The organism is Streptomyces sp. C36, assembly GCF_040932295.1.
GTDB classification, from domain to species: Bacteria; Actinomycetota; Actinomycetes; order Streptomycetales; family Streptomycetaceae; genus Streptomyces; species Streptomyces triculaminicus.
Map to the genome: position 1 here is coordinate 1,113,129 of NZ_JBFQGI010000001.1, position 18,041 is coordinate 1,131,169.

Annotated in this window: 13 protein-coding genes; 4 read left to right on the forward strand and 9 right to left on the reverse strand. The window is 72.4% G+C overall.

The annotated features are described in order from the left end of the window. Positions 1 to 48: 48 nt before the first annotated feature. A complete protein-coding gene (locus AB4K12_RS04885; RefSeq protein WP_368432994.1) occupies positions 49 to 654 on the forward strand; it encodes a GNAT family N-acetyltransferase in 606 nt (201 codons plus the stop codon). An 87-nt stretch (positions 655 to 741) separates the two neighbouring features. Here AB4K12_RS04885 and AB4K12_RS04890 read toward each other — a convergent pair whose 3' ends face one another. Both AB4K12_RS04890 and AB4K12_RS04895 read right to left on the reverse strand, forming a co-directional pair. Further along, complete coding sequence (locus AB4K12_RS04890; protein ID WP_368433160.1) at positions 742 to 1,032, reverse strand: hypothetical protein; 291 nt, start codon at positions 1,030 to 1,032, stop codon at positions 742 to 744. A 256-nt stretch (positions 1,033 to 1,288) separates the two neighbouring features. Then, positions 1,289 to 2,143 carry an NAD(P)H-binding protein gene (locus AB4K12_RS04895; protein ID WP_368432995.1) on the reverse strand — a complete coding sequence of 285 codons (855 nt, stop codon included), beginning with the start codon at positions 2,141 to 2,143 and terminating at the stop codon, positions 1,289 to 1,291. Between the two features lie 200 nt (positions 2,144 to 2,343). On the opposite strand from AB4K12_RS04895, the gene AB4K12_RS04900 reads away from it, so the two are divergent. Continuing rightward, positions 2,344 to 2,940 (forward strand): TetR/AcrR family transcriptional regulator, encoded by a 597-nt coding sequence (locus AB4K12_RS04900; protein ID WP_368432996.1) that lies wholly within the window; start codon positions 2,344 to 2,346, stop codon positions 2,938 to 2,940. Positions 2,941 to 3,026: 86 nt separating this feature from the next. Here AB4K12_RS04900 and AB4K12_RS04905 read toward each other — a convergent pair whose 3' ends face one another. From AB4K12_RS04905 to AB4K12_RS04935, 7 genes are read right to left on the reverse strand one after another with little or no spacing between them, the layout of a single operon-like run. Beyond that, a complete protein-coding gene (locus AB4K12_RS04905; protein ID WP_368432997.1) occupies positions 3,027 to 4,004 on the reverse strand; it encodes a radical SAM protein in 978 nt (325 codons plus the stop codon). Next, entirely contained in the window at positions 4,001 to 5,101 is a 1,101-nt protein-coding gene (locus tag AB4K12_RS04910) for a hypothetical protein (RefSeq protein ID WP_368432998.1), read from the reverse strand. Before AB4K12_RS04910 ends, AB4K12_RS04905 begins: the two co-directional genes overlap by 4 nt. Beyond that, positions 5,101 to 5,838 carry an SDR family NAD(P)-dependent oxidoreductase gene (locus AB4K12_RS04915; protein WP_368432999.1) on the reverse strand — a complete coding sequence of 246 codons (738 nt, stop codon included), beginning with the start codon at positions 5,836 to 5,838 and terminating at the stop codon, positions 5,101 to 5,103. Before AB4K12_RS04915 ends, AB4K12_RS04910 begins: the two co-directional genes overlap by 1 nt. Beyond that, on the reverse strand, positions 5,831 to 6,940 hold the full coding sequence (locus AB4K12_RS04920) for a DegT/DnrJ/EryC1/StrS family aminotransferase (RefSeq protein WP_368433000.1): 1,110 nt from the start codon (positions 6,938 to 6,940) through the stop codon (positions 5,831 to 5,833). The genes AB4K12_RS04915 and AB4K12_RS04920 overlap by 8 nt, the downstream gene beginning before the upstream one ends. A gap of 15 nt (positions 6,941 to 6,955) precedes the next feature. Next, positions 6,956 to 7,708, reverse strand: a complete 753-nt coding sequence (locus AB4K12_RS04925; RefSeq protein ID WP_368433001.1) for a class I SAM-dependent methyltransferase — start codon at positions 7,706 to 7,708, stop codon at positions 6,956 to 6,958. A gap of 13 nt (positions 7,709 to 7,721) precedes the next feature. After that, the gene (locus tag AB4K12_RS04930; protein ID WP_368433002.1) at positions 7,722 to 9,038 is read right to left on the reverse strand and encodes a glycosyltransferase; all 1,317 of its coding nucleotides are present in this window, start codon (positions 9,036 to 9,038) and stop codon (positions 7,722 to 7,724) included. Then, entirely contained in the window at positions 9,035 to 12,157 is a 3,123-nt protein-coding gene (locus AB4K12_RS04935; RefSeq protein WP_368433003.1) for an amino acid adenylation domain-containing protein, read from the reverse strand. Before AB4K12_RS04935 ends, AB4K12_RS04930 begins: the two co-directional genes overlap by 4 nt. Before the next feature lie 698 nt (positions 12,158 to 12,855). On the opposite strand from AB4K12_RS04935, the gene AB4K12_RS04940 reads away from it, so the two are divergent. Beyond that, positions 12,856 to 16,173 carry a condensation domain-containing protein gene (locus AB4K12_RS04940; RefSeq protein WP_368433004.1) on the forward strand — a complete coding sequence of 1,106 codons (3,318 nt, stop codon included), beginning with the start codon at positions 12,856 to 12,858 and terminating at the stop codon, positions 16,171 to 16,173. A 42-nt stretch (positions 16,174 to 16,215) separates the two neighbouring features. Continuing rightward, positions 16,216 to 18,030 (forward strand): asparagine synthetase B, encoded by a 1,815-nt coding sequence (locus AB4K12_RS04945; protein ID WP_368433005.1) that lies wholly within the window; start codon positions 16,216 to 16,218, stop codon positions 18,028 to 18,030. The last annotated feature ends 11 nt before the right edge of the window (positions 18,031 to 18,041 follow it).

The window sequence follows — 18,041 nt, forward strand, 5'->3', positions numbered from 1 at the left end:
GCAGAACGACCGATGTGCCGGAAGGATCTTGGAACCTACGTTGGCCGCATGCAGTCACCGAACACACCCAAGCCGATCGAGACCGGCGACACCCCTGAGATCACACGCATCCTGGCCCGCGCATTCGGGGACGACCCGATGATGCTGTGGTTCTTCCCCGACGAAGATGGGCGTGAGGAGCGTCTTGCCGAGTGGTTCGACGTCATGCTCACGCACAAGTACGGCCCACTTGGTCACTGTGAACGCACCGACGCGGCAGCGGCCTTCTGGACACCGCCCGGTACGGCCGAGCAGCACCCGGACGAGGGGACGCTGGCCCGTATCAACGGGCTGTTGGGCGATCACGTGGCCCGGTTGGGAGAAATGCTGGAACTGGTCGGCGAGGCAGCCCCCCAGGAACCCCACTGGTACCTGGCGGTGCTCGGCGCCGACCCGGCGGCCCAGGGCAACGGACACGGCGCCGCCCTGCTGCTTTCGGGCCTGGCCAAGGCGGACGCCGCCGGTCTGCCGGTACACCTCGAATCGTCGAAGCAGGCCAACATCGGCTTCTACGAGCGATTCGGGTTCACCGTGCGGTGCGAGATCCACGTACCCGGCGGAGGCCCGACTCTCTGGTCGATGTGGCGGGAGGCGCGGGGAGACGTTCCCCGGTAGGCCCGAACCCGGCCGTCGCCCCCGAGCCCCTCGATCGGCAGGCGCTTCGGGCTGCCCTGGCCGGCGTGAACCCCCGGGATCCGACCTTTACGCCGGCAGCGCCCGCTTGAAATAGGCCACGAGCTGAGCCGGGTTGGCGGGGTTCGGGACGACCTGAACGAGCTCCCAGCCGTCCGCGCCCCAGAAGTCCAGAATCTGCTTGGTCGCCCCCGGGAGGAGCGGCGCGGTCGCGTATTCCCATGTGACCTGCGGTACCGCCACCACCGTGGCATGGGCGGGCGCGGCCACGGCCTGCGGCGTCAGAACCGGCGAGAACGCCAAGGCCGCGGCGGCGGCGATCGGGCTTGCCCGCAGCGCGAGGGATCGCATGGAACGCATCGTTCTCCCCTTCCGGAGACAGCACGGGAGTGCCGGGGAATCGGGGTGTGAATGCTGAAGCGAAATGCAGCGGGATGGTCGTTTGTGGGCGTGCCATTCCGGCCTTTGATACCGGCCTTTGGTATCAATGCCTACACGCCGCCAGCATCCGGCTGAAACGCCTACTTGACGATACCCAGCCTTGGGTGATGTCTCCACTCGAGCCCGTCAGGGCATCGCTTCACTTGCGCCCTCGCCACGGTGGGAACCGGGAAGTTCAGCTCCGGAGCCGGCCCAGTTCCCGTTCTGCGACAGCGCGGAAGGTGCTCGGTGGGCGGCCGGTGAGGCGTTGGACGGTGTCGGTGGTGCGGTCTTCGGCGCCTTGGGCGATGGCGTGGTCCATGTCGGCGAGCAGTGTGGCGAACTCGGCGGGGATGTCGGCGGCCAGGCGGTCGCGCATCTGCTCGTAGGTCAGCCTGCGGTGGGTGATGGTCCGGCCGGTGACGTCGGTGAGGATGGCGGCGATGTCGCTGTGGCTCAGTGCTTGGGGTCCGGTGATGATCAGGTCGGTGTTGGGGGCCTGCGTCTCGGTCAGTGCGTGCACGGCGACAGCGGCGATGTCGTCGGCGTCGACGAACCCGACGCGGCCGTCGCCGGCCGCTGTGTGGATGGTTCCGTCCGCTCTGATGGTCCGGGCGTGCGCGTGGTCGCCGGTGAAGTTCTGCATGAACCACGAGGGCCGCAGGACCGCCCACTGGTCGAACAGTCCGGGCAGGGCCTGGTGGACCTGCCCCACGGCAGGGCCGCCGGCGGGGATCGCCGACGAGCTGAGCAGGACCGCGCGGCGGACCCCTGCGGTGCGGGCCTGTCGGAGGAAGGGCAGCATGACGGCCGCCGGGTCCGGATCGCCGAGCGGTGGGATGAGGTAGACCCGGTCCGCGCCTTCAAGGGCGCCTTCGAAGGACGCGGGGTCGCCCCAGTCGAACCGTACGGAACGCGATCCGTCCACGGGGGTGGCGCGTCGGCTGGCGGCCTTGACGCACCGGCCCCCGGCGACAAGCTGGGCGGCGACGCGGCTGCCGGTGGTACCGGTGGCCCCGATGACCAGGGTGAACTCTTGGGGTTCGTTCATTGGTTGCTCCTGGCGAAGTCGGCGGCGGTGTTCTGGACGGCGAGCGGGTTCCAGCAGTAGCCGCAGGCCGTGGCGGTACGGATCCGCCGGTGCGGTGCTCGCGCTCATGAGTTGCTCCGCCCCGTACGATACGGACCCTGGGTCCGCTTCATGGGGCCGACGATACGGACCCGGGGTCCGTTTTGTAAAGGAGGAGCCTCATGCCCGAACGGTCCGAACGCCCTGAACGCAAGCCGCGCGCGGACGCCACTCGCAACCGGGAGGCCGTCCTCGCGGCCGCCGACGCACTCTTCGCCCATTGCGACAGCCCCGAGGCGGTCACCATGGCCGACATCGCGGCAGCGGCCGGCGTCGGCAAGGCGACGCTCTTTCGCGGCTTCGGTGACCGCACCGGCCTGATCCATGCGCTGTACGAGATGCGGCTCGCACCGATCCGGCGCGCCATCGAGGAAGGGGCGCCACCTCTGGGGCCGGCCACCCCGCCGCTCCAGCGCGTATCCGCCCTCCTCGATGCCGTCCTGTGCTTCAAGATCGACAACCGGCACCTCGCCCTGGCGCTCGAGGGAACCGGTGGCGACAGCCCTTACGCGGCAGAGCACTACGAGCGGTGGCACAGCACACTCCAGGCCGCGCTGGAAGGGATTCCCGGACTCGCCGACAGCGACTTCACCGCGCATGCTCTGCTTGCCGCCACCCGCGCCGACCTCGTCGAACACCTCGTCGGCCGGCAGGGGATGACCCGGGAGCAGATGCGGGCTCACCTGGCGGCCTTCACCGCCGGAGTCCTGGGACCCTGAGCACCACCGGATCGGACACTCTCATAGCGCGACCAATCAGCCTTCGGCGGGCTGGGACAGCCCGCCGAAGCACAGTGACCGTGCGCTCACACCCTGGACGCGCTCTCGTTCATGGCGAAGTTGAGCGGGTCGCAGGCGTGACAGCCACGGCGTTCGCTGTTGTGGTCGGATTCCAGGGCGCGGCGGCGGCGGTCGAGGATGACGTGGGCCGGGTCGTCGTGGAGGCTGCCGAAGCCGACCGTCCTGCGTTCCTCCCAGGCGATGGAGTTGCAGGGCAGCACGTGGCCGGAGGCGTCGACGTAGATCTGGGCACGTTCCACCGCGCAGGAACGCCCCTGGACGGTGGCTTCGGTGGGGCGTGAGCCGCGGATGTCGGCGAGCGGCAGCTCGGCGAAGCCGGACGGCAGCGGCGTCACCAGGGTCGGTCCCGGGCCCGGTCCGTGCTCCAGTGCCTCCGCGGTGGCCGCGAAGCGCTCGCGCGCCTCGTGTGTCCACCGCCTGGCCATCGGACCCTTGACGGGGATCAGGTGCCACAGGTGGAGGCTGGTCCAGAACGGCAGGGCGGGGAAGTCCACCAGGGCGTCCGCGTTGGACGGCATGAGCACTGTGTTCACCTGGCAGAAGACACCGCGGCCGGACAGCCGGGCGAAGACGTCCGCGATGGTCTCGTCGGAGAATTCGGGCAGCTTGCGCCATTTGGCGTGCCGCGCGGGGTCGGCGAAGTCCCGGGAGAGGACGACCTTGGTCAGCCCGGGGGAGTCCAGCAGTGCGTCGTAGGCGGGGTCGAGGGCGGTTCCGTTGGTGATGAAGCCGTGGTCGAGACCGAGGTCGGTGGCGAGGTCGAGGAGGGAGTCGTAGCCCGGGTAGGTGACGAACTCCCCGCCGGTGAAGATCAGTCGCCGCCAGCCCTGGTCGGCGAGGGCGCGCACGGTGTCGCGGACCGCCGCTATCGGCAGGGCGCTGTCGTCGCGCCAGCTCAGGCACATCGGGCAGCTCGCGTTGCAGGGGTTCTGGAGGGAGAGGTAGGCGGTGCCGGGCAACCCTGCCGGGTCGGTCGGGGTCAACGGTGCGTCCCTTCTGCTGGGTCGGCGGGGTCCGCGGAGCCGGCGGTGTCACCGGCATCGGGCCGGGGCCGCGGCGCCAGGCGGTCGTCGAGCGCGGTCGTGAGCGCGGCCAGCCGGTCGTGCAGGGAGTGGCCGGTCAGACGCAGGGTGATGAGTTCCAGATAGTCGCGGTAGGTGATGGCCCGGGCGTCGAAGAGCCACCCTGTCAGGCACAACTCGTCGTAGGCGGTGGGGCCCAGCACCTCGTGGACGCCGGTCGCGGTGTCGCGGAACAGGGCACGCAGGGCCTCGTCCGCCAGATGGACGCGGCGTACGTAGGGCTCCTCGACGTTGAGGGAGACACCGGTGTCCTCGTTGCGCTCCCAGTACCACTGGTCGTGTTCGTCGAGGAACCGGCACCACAGGATCGCCAGCACGTACTCGCACAGCAGGGGTTCGCCACGCTGGGCGCGGTGGGTGTCCTCGTGCGACTCCAGCAGGAAGGTGTAGAGGCTCATGACGCCGGTGGGGCCGTGCGTGGCGAGGATCTCGTCGCGTTGCCGGGCGCTGATCCGCTCCATGAACGACGGGCCGAGGATGGCCGGCGGGTAGAACGGGTAGAGGACGGAGGCACGGTACAGGTCCAGCCAGGTCTGCCCGGTGGGAGGCCGGAAGAGCGCCGGGTCATGGTCGACGCCGAGCGCGGCCAGGTGGTCTCGCCAGCGGCCGAGCAGGTCACGCACGAGCGGGGTGTCGGTGACCGGGTCCGTCAGCCGTACCGGCGCCAGCCCCACGCTGGGGGCGCCGCGCAGCCGTGACCGGGTCAGTTCCTCCCAGCGCGCGGCCTGCGGCCCCGTGGGGCGGGCGAAGCGGTCGGCGATCCGTACCTCGCGGGTGGCGCGCATGAACGCGCGGAAGGCGTACCGGTCCAGCAGGTATCCGGGAACGGTGCGGGAGACCGGCGAATCCTCGTCCGGCCCGCACAGCGCACGCCAGTCCTCCTCCGCCTGCCGGCGCCAGTGGTGCAGGTCGGCCGCGAACGCCGTGCCGGCCGCCGCGTCCAGGCCGTGCGGCGGTCGCCGGCCGTCCCGGCGGGCGCGCAGGGCGATGGCGGGCATCACAGGCCTCCGTTCGCGGGCAGGACCTGTCCGGTGACGAAACCGGCGGCCGGGGAGAGGAGGAACATGACGGCCGCGGCGATCTCCTCCGCCCGCCCCAGTCGCCGCAGCGGGATGCGCTCGGCCAGCCGTGCCTCGTCCAGGGACTGTCCGCCGCGCACCGCGCGGCTCAGCCCTGGGGTCCGGGTCGGGCCGGGTGCGAGGGTGTTGACGCGGACGCCCCGGCCGGCGAGTTCGCGGGCGAGCACGGTGGACGCCGCCTCCAGCGCGGCCTGCGACGCGGCGTAGGCGGCGGTGCCGGGGCTGAGGTGGCGGGCGGCGCTGGAGGTGACGTTCACGACGGCGCCGCCGGACGGGAGCCGGCCGCCGACCGTCCGGCAGATCTCCATGGGTGCGAAGAGGTTCACTTCGAAGGTCTCGCACCAGTGCCCGCGGTCGGCGTCGGGCAGCGGCCGGGTCCGCCGCAGCGAGGCGTTGTTGACCAGATAGCGGATGGGGGTGCCGGTGTCCGCGAGGTGGGCGAGTACGGAGTCGAGGGCCTCGGCGTCGCCGAGGTCCACCAGGTGGTTGCGGACGCCGGGGCCCTCGGCCGGGGAGCGTCCGAGGCTGATCACCTCACCGCCCGCCCGGACGAAGGCCCGGCACACCGCGGCCCCGATGCCCGCCCCGCCGCCGGTGACCAGGAGGGTCGAGCCGACGGCCCACGTCGGGTCGGCCGGGTCCGCCGGGTCAGACATGGCTTGCCTTCGCCTCGCGGGCCTTGGCCACGACATCGCCGAAGTCCTGGAACGGCCACAGGGTGACGCCGATGAGGCGTCCCCACAGATCGCGGCAGCGGTGGGCGACGTCGTCGGTGAAGACGGCGTGCCGGGCCACGACGGGCTCGTCCACCAGGGCCGCGGCGTAGAACCGCTCCAGCCAGGGGTGGCGGGCGAGTGTCTCCTCGGCCCGGGCGGGGGTGTCGAGGGTGACGGCGACCCGTTGCCAGGCGCTGACCGCGTCGTCGTCCACCCGCTGGAGGCGGGCGTGCGGCGACACCTCGGGCAGCGCCTCGCGCAGCGACATCGCGGCCCCGGTACGGACCCGCGACAACTCGTCGAACAGGTCCATCTGCGGTTCGAGGACGGCCGCCTGGAACTCGGTCATCAGCGACTTGCCGCCGATCTCGTGGGCCAGGAAGCGGCCGTCGGGCACCTCGCGCAGTCCGGCGTGCCGGATGGCTTTCGCCCGTCGGTGGACCTCGAGGTCGCCGGTGGCGAACATCCCACCGTCGCCACAGCTCATGGGCTTGGAGCTGTTGAAGCTGAAGGCCGCTCCGGAGCCGAGGGTGCCGGCCGGTCGGCCGCCGATCCGGCCGCCGAACGCCTGGGCGGCGTCCTCCAGCAGGATCAGGTCCCGCTCGGCGCAGAACGCCGCCACCCGAGCGGCGCCGGAGGGGTTGCCGAAGGTGTGGACGAAGAGCACTGCCCGGGTCGCGGGGGTCAGCGCCGCCGCCACGTGTTCCGGTTCGGGGTTGTACGTGGCGTCGTCCACGTCGCACAGCACGGGGCGAGCGCCGGTGAGCAGGACCGCCTGGACGGTGGCGACGAAGGTGGAGCTGGGGATCACCACGTCGTCGCCGGGTCCGATGCCGTGGGCGCGCAGGGCCAGCTCGATGGCGGAGGTGCCCGCGTTGGTGGTGAGACAGGGCACGCCCACGAGTTCCCGGGCGCGGGCCTCCACCGCGTTGACGAACCGCCCGCGGTAGATGTTCCACTGCTTGCTGTCGACCAGGCCCACCAGGTTGTCGCGGATGCGGGCCTCGATGCGTTCCTGGAGGTGTCGCTGTGTTGTCGTCACGGGTGTGTGCCTCCGTCAGAATTCCGTGGAGTCCGGGTCGGGCCACGACTCGTGCAGTTCCGCGAGATAGCCGGGGAGGGACTGCTCCGCGCGTTCGCGGACCACCGTCACCCCGGCGCCGAAGGGCAGGTCCAGCATCTGCCAGCGGCCCGGTTCGCGTTCCTCGATCTCCAGCAGGAGCCGGCGCGGGCCGGACCACTTGGGGTTGGCGCTGCGGCTGACGGTGTCGTGGAAGACCATCGTGCCGCCGGGGGCGAGGCGGGGGGACATCAGCCGGAAGTCGGCCTCCACCGGCTCGTAGAAGTGCCCGCCGTCGATGAACAGCAGGTCCACCAGGGGGAGCTGGGCACAGGCTTCGGTGGTCGCGAACCGCTCGGTGGTCATCAGGTGGTGGACGATGTGGTCCTCCACGCCGAAGGACGCGAACCACTTGCGCACCCGTTCGGCGTCGGTCCAGAAGTCGTCGTCGAAGGAGGGGTCGACGAAGGTGACGGGCGCCGCGCCGCGGTCGCGCTGGGCCTTGGCGAGCAGGATCGGCACGAAGCCGCGTCCGGAGCCGATGCTGAGTACGGTGCGCGGTTCCAGGGCACGGGCCAGGCCGTAGTAGAGCCAGCCGAGCCCGAGCCGCTCGCGGTGTTCGGCGCGGACGGAGTCCGGCGCGTCGCGTCCGCCCCATCCGGGCGGTCCGGCCGGCAGGGCCGCGTGGCCGGTGCGGTTCGGTTCCATCTCCTCGTGGGCGAGGAAGTCGGAGACCCAGGTCTCGTCCATCGTGTTTTCCTCTCTATCGCTCGACTTTGTTGAACGTCGATCTGCCCAGCAGCATCCGGCCGACGGCGTTGGCCGCGCCGAGCGACTTGAAGGCCACGGCGAGCGGGATCCGTCCGCGTACCCGGCGCGCGGCGGCGCCGGTTTCCGGGGCACTGGTACGGCGCAGCGCCGCGGCGCCGAGTTCGTAGTACGCGTAGACCAGTCCGGTCAGCGCCAGGGGGCCGCGCCGCCCGTAGGCGCGGTGGGCGCCGGCCGCGGCCAGCGTGAACACCAGCGGTCGCACCAGCCACTTGGTGGAGTGCGCGGTGTGGCAGAGCAGGGGGAGGGCGGTGTCCCGGCTCAGGCGACGCGGGGTGTACCAGTGGAAGAACTGGAGGAGTCCGGAGTACCAGAAGGTGTGCTGGCGCACGATGGTCGCCGGTGAGGTGGGCGACTGGCACGCGTCGTCGAAGGGCACCGGGTGGACGGCGATGCCCGCGCGGGACAGGGCGAAGCCGATCTGGATGCCGTCGCACGGTCCGGTGCGCGGGAATCCGCCGATCAGGCGCAGGGCCCGCAGGTCGAAGAATTCTCCGTGGCCCATGCAGTAGGGCGGGAACCGCAGGGTGCGGCCGGTGGTGAGCCGGTCCCGGGAGGCGAGCAGCCGGGGGATCTCGAAGACGTAGTTCCACAGGCTCTGGTAGACGGCGTTGGCGTGCACCAGCCCGCGTCCGGCCAGTTCCTCGTGGTTGTCCAGGTAGGTGACGGTCTGCTGGAACGCCATCGCCTCGGGGTGGCGGAGCAGGTGGTCGTCGAGGTAGGCGAGCACCTGCCGTTCGGGGCGGGAGTCCGCGTCGTAGACGCCGACCAGGACACGCTCCCGCGGCGGCCGCTCCGCCACGCGCTCCAGCACGTGGTCGAGGGCGACGTTGAGCTGGAGGCTGCGGCGCTGACCGGGTCCGGTGTGGGCGACGACGGTGATCGGGGCGCCGTCGGGGTGGTGCTTGGCGTACTCCTCGACCACGCGGGCGGTGGTGGGCTCGTCGGTCTCCTTGCCGTCGACGGCCACGACGATCTCGAACCGGTCCGCGGGGTAGTCCAGGCGGCGCAGGTGGGCGAGGGTGTCCTCGATGACGTTCTGCTCGCGCAGGGCGGGTACGAGCAGGTAGACGTAGGCGGCGCCGGGGGCGGAGCCGGCCGGTCGGGCGGTGAAGCCGGCCCGGGCGCGACTCTTCCAGCGGGCCGACCGGATGACGTTGCTCGCACCGACGGCCGTGTACCCCAGCACGGCGGCCAGCGCGGCCCGCTGCGCCAGGTGCGCCGTGGCCGGGCGGGTGCGTGACGGGCTCACCGGGAGCCGGCCCAGGTGGTCAGGTCGGTCAGGGCGTCGGCGGCGGCGTCGGCGAGGCCGGCGACGAACTCCCGCGGATAGGCGGCTTCGACGTACTCCACGGTGATCTTTCCGCCGCAGGGGCCGGAGCGGGTGGTCACGGTGAGGGCGGGATCCCGGCGGGCGCCCGTGCGAGGTGCCGGACGCGGTAAGGGGGTGAGGTTGACATCGGGAGCGAAGGGGGTCACGGGAGTCTCCTGGCGATGGTGGAACAGCAGGTAGGGGCGGTGGCGTAACCGCTCCACCTCCTGGCGGTGGCCGTCCGCGCGCAAGTGGGCCAGTGCGGCGGCGAGCGGTGGCGGGTCGGTGGCGAGCCGTACCAACTGCCGTCGGGTCTTCTCGCACAGTTCGGCGAGGTCCGCGCACCAGGTCCGTTCGAAGTGGACGAAGGCGAGTTCGGTGAGGCAGCCGATGGTGGTGTCGGTGCCCGGCAGGTGGCGGCCGGACTGGGAGATCTGGAAGCCGAAGCGCTCCTGCTCGGCGAAGGCGGAGACCGCCCGGGCGAGAACGCACAGGTGGAGGCCGTTGGGGGTGATGCCGTGGGCGGCGAGGCGGGCGGCGGCCGGGGCGGGGATCGGGGGCAGGTCGCGTTCCAGGGTCCGGGTCGCTCCGGTCGCGCGCGGGTCGTGTCCGGGGTGGTCGGGCAGCGGCAGCGGCGGCCGGAACCCGTTCGTGCGCAGTTCGTCGACGGCGCGGTTCACGGCCGCCCGTCCTTCGGGGCCGGCGTAGCGTTCGGCCCGCATGCGGGCGTAGGTCTGGTACTGGGTCACCGGGCCCAGGCCGGCCGGCGCGGTGCCGCGGGCTTCTCCGTACAGCGCCGCCAGCTCGGTGGTGAGGAGTTCGGCCGACAGTTCGTCGAAGGCGATGTGGTCGACGGCGAGGCCGAGGAGGTGGTCCCGGTCGCCGTCGGTGATCAGCAGGCCGCGGACCACGGGGCCGTCGGCCAGGTCGAACGGACGGCGGCCGAAGCCTTGTTCGGCGTGCAGGGCGTCGACCTCGGCGTCATGCCGCGCCCTCGGCCGCAGGCGTACCTCCAGGGGCCAGTGGCGCGCGTCGGCCGGGGCGACCACGCCGACCGGCTCGGCGACGAGGGGGTAGCGGGTGGCGAGGACGTCGTGCCGTGCCACCAGGGCGTCGAGGGCCGAGCGCAGGGCGGGTACGTCGAGGGGGCCGGTGAGGCGGTGGACGATGAGCACCGGCTGGGTGCGTCCGTCGGCCGCCGCGCGGTTGACGTTCAGGCGGGCGCGTTGCTGGGCGGAGAGTTCCACCGTGAATCCGGCCGACGGGCGGGGCGCCGCAGGCGGCGGCGACGGTGCGGGGCGGCCCGCCGCCGCGTCCACCGCGCGGGCGACCTCGGCCAACGTCGGGGTGTCGAACATGACGGCGAGCGGCAGTTCCACGCCCAGCCGGCCGCGGATCCTGGCCACCACCCGGGAGGCGCCGATCGATGTGCCGCCCCGGGTGAAGAAGTCGTCCCGCGGGCCGACGGTGTCCAGCCGCAGCACTTCGCACCAGATCCCGGCGACCTGATGCTCCGTCGGCGACAGGCGCTCCGGAGCCGTCCGGGGAGCCTCGGGGGCCGGCAGCCGGGCGCGGTCCACCTTGCCGTTCTCCTTGAGCGGCAGCCGCTCCAGCACTACGTACTGGCCGGGCACCAGGTAGGCGGGGAGCAGTCCGGCGAGGTGCTCGCGGGCCGTGCGGGCGTCGAGCGGGGCAGCGGCGCCGGTTCGGGGGACCAGATGGGCGACGAGCCGTTGTTCGGCACCGGGCGATCGCCGGGCGTGGACGAAGGCGTCCGCGACCGCGGGGTGGCGGCGCAGGGCGTGTTCGATCTCGCCGGGTTCGACGCGATGCCCCTCGATCTTGATCTGATCGTCGACGCGCCCCTCGAAGACGATGTCGCCGTCCGCGCGGCGGTGGCCGAGGTCTCCGCTGCGGTAGAGGCGGTGGCCGGGGACGCCGTCGAAGTGCGGTACGAACCTCGAGGCGTCCCGTCCGGCGGCGCCCAGGTAGCCGTGGGCCAGGCCGACGCCGCCGAGCCAGAGCTCGCCCGTCGCGCCGTCGGGCACCGGGCGGCCGTCCTCACCCATGATGTGGACCTCGGCGCCGTCGACCGGCCGGCCGATGGGTACGGGGCTGGGGACCGGTGAGTGAGGGTCGATCGGGTACATGGTGCTGGAGACCGTGTTCTCGGTGGGGCCGTAGAGGTTGACCAGCCGGCACCCCGGCAGTTGGCGGCGGACCCGCTCCAGGTGCTCCGCGGAGGCGGCCTCACCACCGGTGAACAGCAGACGCACCCCGCCGAGCGCCGCCGGTTCCTCGTCCACCACGAGCCGGAACAGCGACGCGGTGAGGTACAGCGTGGTGACCGCGTAGCGGTGCAGCACCTTGCCCAGGTCCGCCGGTGACAGGCGGCCGGGCGGGGCGATCACCAGCTGACCGCCGTTGAGGAGGGCGGCGAAGATCTCGAAGACCGAGGCGTCGAAGGAGAGCGGGGAGTGCAGCAGCACCGTGTGGTCGGGACCGAAGCGGGCGTACCACTGGTCCCGGACCAGGCGGACCACCCCGTGGTGGGGTACCGAGACGGCTTTGGGGCGGCCGGTGGTGCCCGAGGTGCACATCACGTAGGCGGGCTGCCCCGCGTCGGCGGGTCCGGGCGGCGGCCCCGAGGCCGCGGGGGCCGAGAGGAGCTCGGCGAGGGGCACCACGGTGACGCCTCCGGCCGTCGGCGGGGGGCCGCCGCCGGCCGTGTCGACCACCGCCAGCGCTACGCCGCTGTCGGCGAACAGGCCCGATGCGCGGGCGGCGGGTTCGGCCGGATCGAGTGGCAGGTAGGCCGCCCCGGCCGCGAGGATCCCCAGCAGGGCGAGCACCGCGGGGGCGCCGCGGGGGGCTTGGAGGGCGACCACGTCACCGGGGCGCACTCCTCGGTCGTGCAGGACCGCGGCGCAGCGGGTGACGTGGTCGGCGAGTTCGCGGTAGGTGAGAGTGCCGTCCTGGTGGCGGATGGCCGTCGCGTCCGGGGTGCGGAGCGTCTGCTCGGCCAAGGCCTCGGGCAGGGAAGGTAAAGCAGGAGACATCTGGCCGACTCTCCTTCGGATTTGTTCGCGGGGGCGCGGGCACCTGCAAAGGTCCGCGCGGTGCGCCGGGAATTCGGCTGTCCGCCGCTCAGGTCATGGTGCGCACGGTTTTTGAATGGGGGTCCGATGTGAATCCATCGGCCGTTTCGGCATGAGCATAGGCGAATCCGTGTATCCGTCAACCTCTGAATACGAGCGTCCAAAATTGCACCCATAGATCACCTCAGAGGGGGGATGACTCCCCCCAAGTGCCGTGTTTTGCGCGGCAAAATGACCGATCTTATGCGGGATTAGAGGGATTTGCCGCCCGGGTGTGACTGCGTCAGATCGCGGAGAAGTCTGGCGTGATGGCTACGGAGAAGTTACGTTGATCCAAAGGCGGCCTCTCCGACTTCGCCACGTGAACCGGTTTACTTGCACGGTGAACGCACCAACGCGGTGCTCCGTATCCGCGCGCCGGAGAAAAATGCCAGGCAGCGCCGGGGGTGATTCGCCGAGCAAATGCAGTCGCCGCTCGCCGACCCACTCCCGAACGTGACGGAAAACCCTTCCCTGCCGACTCCGGTCCGGCGGCACGCTTCTCTCCGCCGGCCCGGCGCACCGCGACCGGCCCCCCCTCGCGGACCGCGCGGCCGGACACGCCCCCACGCCTCACCCACCGGCGCAGCGCGCCTGTGCCACCGCAGCAGGAGGAGAACATGGCAACCGATCAGTCCGGGGGCGCGGCCCCGGAGGCCGGAGACGGCCGGCAGGTCGCGCTGTCCGTGGGACAGCAGGCCATGTGGGTCGCCTGGCAGCTCGACCGCGACCAGTGGACGCACATCATCCCCCTCGCCTTCGACATCGAGGGCGATCTCGACATCGAGCGGCTGCGTACCGTGCTGGCCGCCCTCACCGAGCGCTACCCGCACCTGCGCGGCCGGGTCCGCGACACCGGCGACGGCACCCCCGTCCTCGACTGGTCGGCGATGCCCCCTGTCGCCGTCCGCGAGCGCACCACCGCCGACAGCGCCGACCGGGCGACGCGAGCCGCTTGGCAGTACCCCTTCGACCTGACCGCCGGGCCACTGCTGCGCGCGGACGTCATCCGCCACCCCGAGGGCACCGTGCTGCTGATCGCCATCCACCATCTCGTATGCGACGGCGCGTCAGTACTGACCTTGCTGGACGCCTTGGAACGCGCCTGGCGCGGCGAGGAGCTGGGAGTCCCCGACGACACGGAGGCGTTCGCCGCGTCGGCGGACCGCTCGCGGGCGCTGGCGGAAGGCCCGGAGGGCGAGGCGCACCGGCGGTTCTGGCGCGAGACCCTCGGCGGCGAGCCACCTTCCTTCGAGTTGCCCGCACCCCTGGAACCCACCGGCTACCAGGTGCTGGGCCGCCCGCTGGACGGCGCACTGCTCGACCGGGTCGCCGGACTCGCCCAGCGGCTGGGAGTCAGCCGCTTCACGGTCATGTTCGGCGTCTTCTTCGTTCTTCTGCGCCGCTACGGCGGACAGGACCGGCTGCTGACCGCCGTCCCCTTCCACGGCCGGAGCCTGCCCGGGACGCGAGGCGCGGTGGGCTATTTCGTCAATGTCCTGCCGGTCCTGCGCACGGTCACCAGGACGGACGACTACGCCTCGCTGATCACCGGTCTCCACCACGACATGCGGGCCCTCACGGCCCACGGCGACCTGCCCCTGCCGGCCCTCCTGCGCGCCGCCGGACTCAGCGGTCCGGACGCCCACGCACGCACCCACCAGGTGGTGTTCCAGTGGTGGGACGCCGGCCGCCACCCGCGGGTGGACGTCCGCGCGCTGCGGCTGTCCGCACCCGGCGGATCGTCGTGCACCCTGCGACTGCGGCAACTGGAGAGCACAGCCGACTACCGGACCGCCTTCATGCTCCGCGGGGACAAGGGTGGCCTCTCCATGCTGCTGAAGGATCCGGGCGGCACCCTGGGGCCGACCCTGCTCACCGCGATGGCCGACGACTACCTGGCGCTGCTCGACGACGCCTGCGCCACCCCGCACCGCCCGATCGGCGAGGTGGCCGCCGTGCTGCGGCGTACCGAGGAAACCCCGGCACAGGTCGTGGTGACCGGTGAACTTCCGCCGCCCTGGCGAGGATTGCTCTCGGCGCACGACGGCACCCACGGAGTTCTGCCCGACGACGTGACGGCGTACGTCGTGGACCAGGACGGCAACCCGGCGGCGCCGGGGGTTCCCGGACGGCTGTGGCTGTCCGGTCAAGCCGTGGCCCTCGCCGCCTCCGACGGTGTCCCGGACGACGACCCCGGACAGGTGCCGGCCCTGCTGCCCCTGTCCGCCGCGGGTGGCTCCGCCTGGCGGACCGGCCTGCGGGCCCGATGGCTGCCCGGCGCGCGCCTGGAACCGCTCGCCCCGGCCACGGAGACCGGCGGACCCACCCGACCGGCGGCCACCGCGGCGACGCCACCTGCCTGCCTCGACGTGCTCGCCGATGTGTGGGGGCAGGTGCTGGGCATCGAACCACCCGGCCCCGAGGAGTCGTTCTTCGAACTCGGCGGCCACTCCCTGCTCGTGGGCATGCTCGTCACCCAGGTGCGCGAGGACCTCGGCGCGGAGATCACCCTGCGGGACGTCTTCGACCACCCCAGGCTCGTCGAACTGGCCGCACTCGTGGACGAGCGCACCGCGCCCGCCCCCGCGGCACCGCCGACCGATCCGGCCCCGCGCGCCGCCCGGTTCCCCGCGTCCGGCTTCCAGGAACGCATCTGGCTGGCGGAACGCCTCGATCCCGGCCGGGCGCTCTACAACATCGTGCTGGCCTGGCGGATCCACGGCCGACTCGATCCAGGCACCCTGGAGAAGGCCCTGGCGGTGCTGGTGGACCGGCACGAGATCCTGCGGACCCGGTTCCTGGACGACGACGGAAGGCTCGTCCAGAGCATCCAGGACCCATGGAATCCGGTGCTCGAATTCCTGGAGCCGGCCGGGATGCCCGAACCGGACGCGTCGGCGGCCGTCGAGGCGTGGCTGCGGGAAGCCGCCCGTACCCGCTTCGACCCCGAGAGCGGACGGCTGGTCCGCTTCGCCCTGGCCGAACTGCCCGCGGGCGGACAGGCCCTGCTGGTCTGCGCCCACCACCTGGTGCTGGACGGCGAGTCGGTGCGGACACTGGCGGCCGAACTGGCCACGGGCTACCGGGTCGCCGGCGAAGGCCTCCCGAGCGAGCCGCCGGCCAGGCAGTACCGGGACTTCGTCGCCGCCCTGGAGGACCCCCGGGCACGGGCCGAGGCCGCCACGTCGGTGGACTTCTGGGCCGCCCGGCTCACCGGCGCCCCCGCCCGACTGCCCCTGGACCCGCCGTCGCCCAGCCGGCCGGACGGCGCTTTCGCCCTGGAACTGCCGGACGGTCTGTTGCCCCGGCTGCGCGCGGTGGGAAGCGAGCGCGGGACCTCATGGTTCATGGTGGCCGCCACCGCGCTGGCCGCCGCACTGCACCGACTGACAGAACACGAGGACATCACGTTCGCCGTGCCGGTCGCGGATTCCCCCGGCGACGGCTTCGCCGGTCTGCTGGGCCCCCGGCTGGGCACCGCCGTCCTGCGCTCCACCCGGCGTTCCGGCGACACCCTCGGCGATCTGCTGGCCGCCACACGCGAGACGGTGCTGCTCCTCGCCGACCACCCGCGCGCCCCCCTGGACGACCTCATCGCCCGGCTGGCCCCGCCACGCGGCTCGACCTCCACCCCGTTCGCCGACGTGATGCTCAACATGAGCTCCCGCTCCGCGACGCCGGTGTCCTTCGCCGGAGCGGAGATGACCCCGCTGCACTCCGACGAACGCTACGGCTACGACACCAAGTTCGGGATCACCGTCACCTTCGTCGAGGACGGCGCACGCCTTCGGGCCGGGCTGTCGTACCGCGGCGACCGGTTCGACCCCGCGGACGTCACCCGGCTCGGCCGGTTCCTGGCCTCTCTGCTGACCACGTTCCCGGACCGGCTGACGATCCCCCTGGAAGAGCTCGACCCGCCGCCCGTCGCGTCCTGAACCACGGCGTCCCCCTTCCGTACGAGCTATTCAGAGGTGCACATGTCCGGGATCAGCGGCTGGATCGACCGCAGCCGTGACCTGACCCACGAGGGCGCCGCATCGACGTTCCCCTCGAGCCGCGGCGGAGCGGGCGAACGACGGTGGGCCGGCCCGTCCGCCGTGCTCCGCCACGATGCCGACGCCTTCGACCCGGTCGGGGCGCAGCCCGCGACCGTGACGGAGCACGGCCGCCCGGCCGCCGTGATCGTCTTCGACGGCGTCCTCGACAACGCCGGGGAACTGCGCTCCCTGCTCGCCGGCCCCGGGCCGCGCCCCGCCACCGACGCGGACCTGGTGCTCCGCGCCTACCTGCGGTGGGGGGACGCGGTGGCCGAGCGGCTGCACGGGCTGTTCGCGTTCGCGGTCTGGGACGCCCGCTCGCGGGAACTGGTGCTGTGCCGGGACCGATTCGGGATCCGACCGCTCAGCTACGTCCCCCTGGCGACCGGCGCGTTGTTCGCCTCGGAGGCGGCGACCCTCGCCGCACATCCGCTGCTCGAGCCGGAACTCGACGCCGAGGGACTGTGCGCGCTCCTCGCCCAGGTGCGCAGACCGGGCAGCGGGTTACTGCGAGGGGTGCGCGAGGTACGTCCGGGCCACCTGGTGCGCATGGGCGAGAACGGGACGCGCGAACACCGCTACTGGTCACTGACGGCACGCCCGCACACCGACGACCTGGCCACCACCATCGACACCGCCCGCGGACTGCTCGGCGAGGCGATCGCCCGGGAGGCCACCGCCGGGGGCGGGCCCGGCGGCCCGCCCGCCGGCGTGCTCCTCTCCGGCGGCCTGGACTCCAGCGCCCTCACCGGCCTGGTGACCGCATGGGCCGGCACGGGCCCACGGACCTTCACCGTCTCCTTCGGCGACAGCGCCGCGCCGGTACCGGACCGGCCGTTCGCCCAGGCTGTGGTGGACCACCTCGCCTGCGACCATCACGAAATCCTGGTGGATCCGGCCGAACTGACCGACCCGCGCATCCTCGACGCGGTACTGGACGCCAAGGACCACCCGTCGCCGTTCGGTGACAAGAACCTCACTCCCTACCTGTTCTACCGCCGGGTCGCCGGCCTCGCCCCGACCGCGCTGAGCGGCGAGGCCGCCGACGCCGTCTTCGGCGGCCTCATCAGCGAGGAGGAACGGGCCGACGCCGGGCACCGCACCTTCCCGTGGATCGAACGCGCCCGTGCCTTCGGACTGACGAACGGCATCGGAAACGGCCTGTTCGACCAGGGGCTGCTGCGCCGGGTCGACCTCATCGGCTTCTGCGCCGAGCGGTACGCGGAGGCCAGGAAGGAGGTGGCGCACCTGCCCGGCGCCCCCGCCGACGACCGGCGGGCCCGGGAGATCGACCACTTCCACATGACCCGGCTCTACGAACAGGCCGTCAACCACTCCGAGCGGCTCGGCGCGGCGGCCGGACTGCGGATCCGCTTCCCCTTCTCCGACCACCGGCTCTTCGAGTACCTGTACAACGTTCCCTGGCGGATGAAGTCGTTCGACGGCCGGGACAAGAGCCTGCTGCGGGCCATCGCCCGCGACCTGCTGCCCGCCTCGGTGCTGGACCGTCCCAAGGTGCCGTTCCCCATCACGTACCACAACGGATACAAGCAGTCGCTGACGGACCGGATGCGCGACCTGCTCCACGACCGTGACGCCCCCGTGCTGCCACTGCTCGACCGGGCCGCGGCCGGGCAGGTGGTCGACGACCCGCGCCGACTGGACCGGGGCGGCTGGCTGGGCCGGGCGGATGCCGAGATGGTGCTCCAACTCGACGCCTGGCTGCGCCGGCGCCGCGTCCGGCTGGTCCTGTGAACACCCCCGGC

Excerpts from the sequence above, each read along its gene's own strand:
- AB4K12_RS04910 (WP_368432998.1), bottom strand. The coding sequence starts at position 5,101 with ATGCCCGCCATCGCCCTGCGCGCCCGCCGGGACGGCCGGCGACCGCCG.
- AB4K12_RS04895 (WP_368432995.1), bottom strand. The coding sequence starts at position 2,143 with ATGAACGAACCCCAAGAGTTCACCCTGGTCATCGGGGCCACCGGTACC.
- AB4K12_RS04900 (WP_368432996.1), top strand. The coding sequence starts at position 2,344 with ATGCCCGAACGGTCCGAACGCCCTGAACGCAAGCCGCGCGCGGACGCC.
- AB4K12_RS04915 (WP_368432999.1), bottom strand. The coding sequence starts at position 5,838 with ATGTCTGACCCGGCGGACCCGGCCGACCCGACGTGGGCCGTCGGCTCG.
- AB4K12_RS04890 (WP_368433160.1), bottom strand. The coding sequence starts at position 1,032 with ATGCGTTCCATGCGATCCCTCGCGCTGCGGGCAAGCCCGATCGCCGCC.
- AB4K12_RS04940 (WP_368433004.1), top strand. The coding sequence starts at position 12,856 with ATGGCAACCGATCAGTCCGGGGGCGCGGCCCCGGAGGCCGGAGACGGC.
- AB4K12_RS04925 (WP_368433001.1), bottom strand. The coding sequence starts at position 7,708 with ATGGACGAGACCTGGGTCTCCGACTTCCTCGCCCACGAGGAGATGGAA.
- AB4K12_RS04945 (WP_368433005.1), top strand. The coding sequence starts at position 16,216 with ATGTCCGGGATCAGCGGCTGGATCGACCGCAGCCGTGACCTGACCCAC.
- AB4K12_RS04935 (WP_368433003.1), bottom strand. The coding sequence starts at position 12,157 with ATGTCTCCTGCTTTACCTTCCCTGCCCGAGGCCTTGGCCGAGCAGACG.
- AB4K12_RS04885 (WP_368432994.1), top strand. The coding sequence starts at position 49 with ATGCAGTCACCGAACACACCCAAGCCGATCGAGACCGGCGACACCCCT.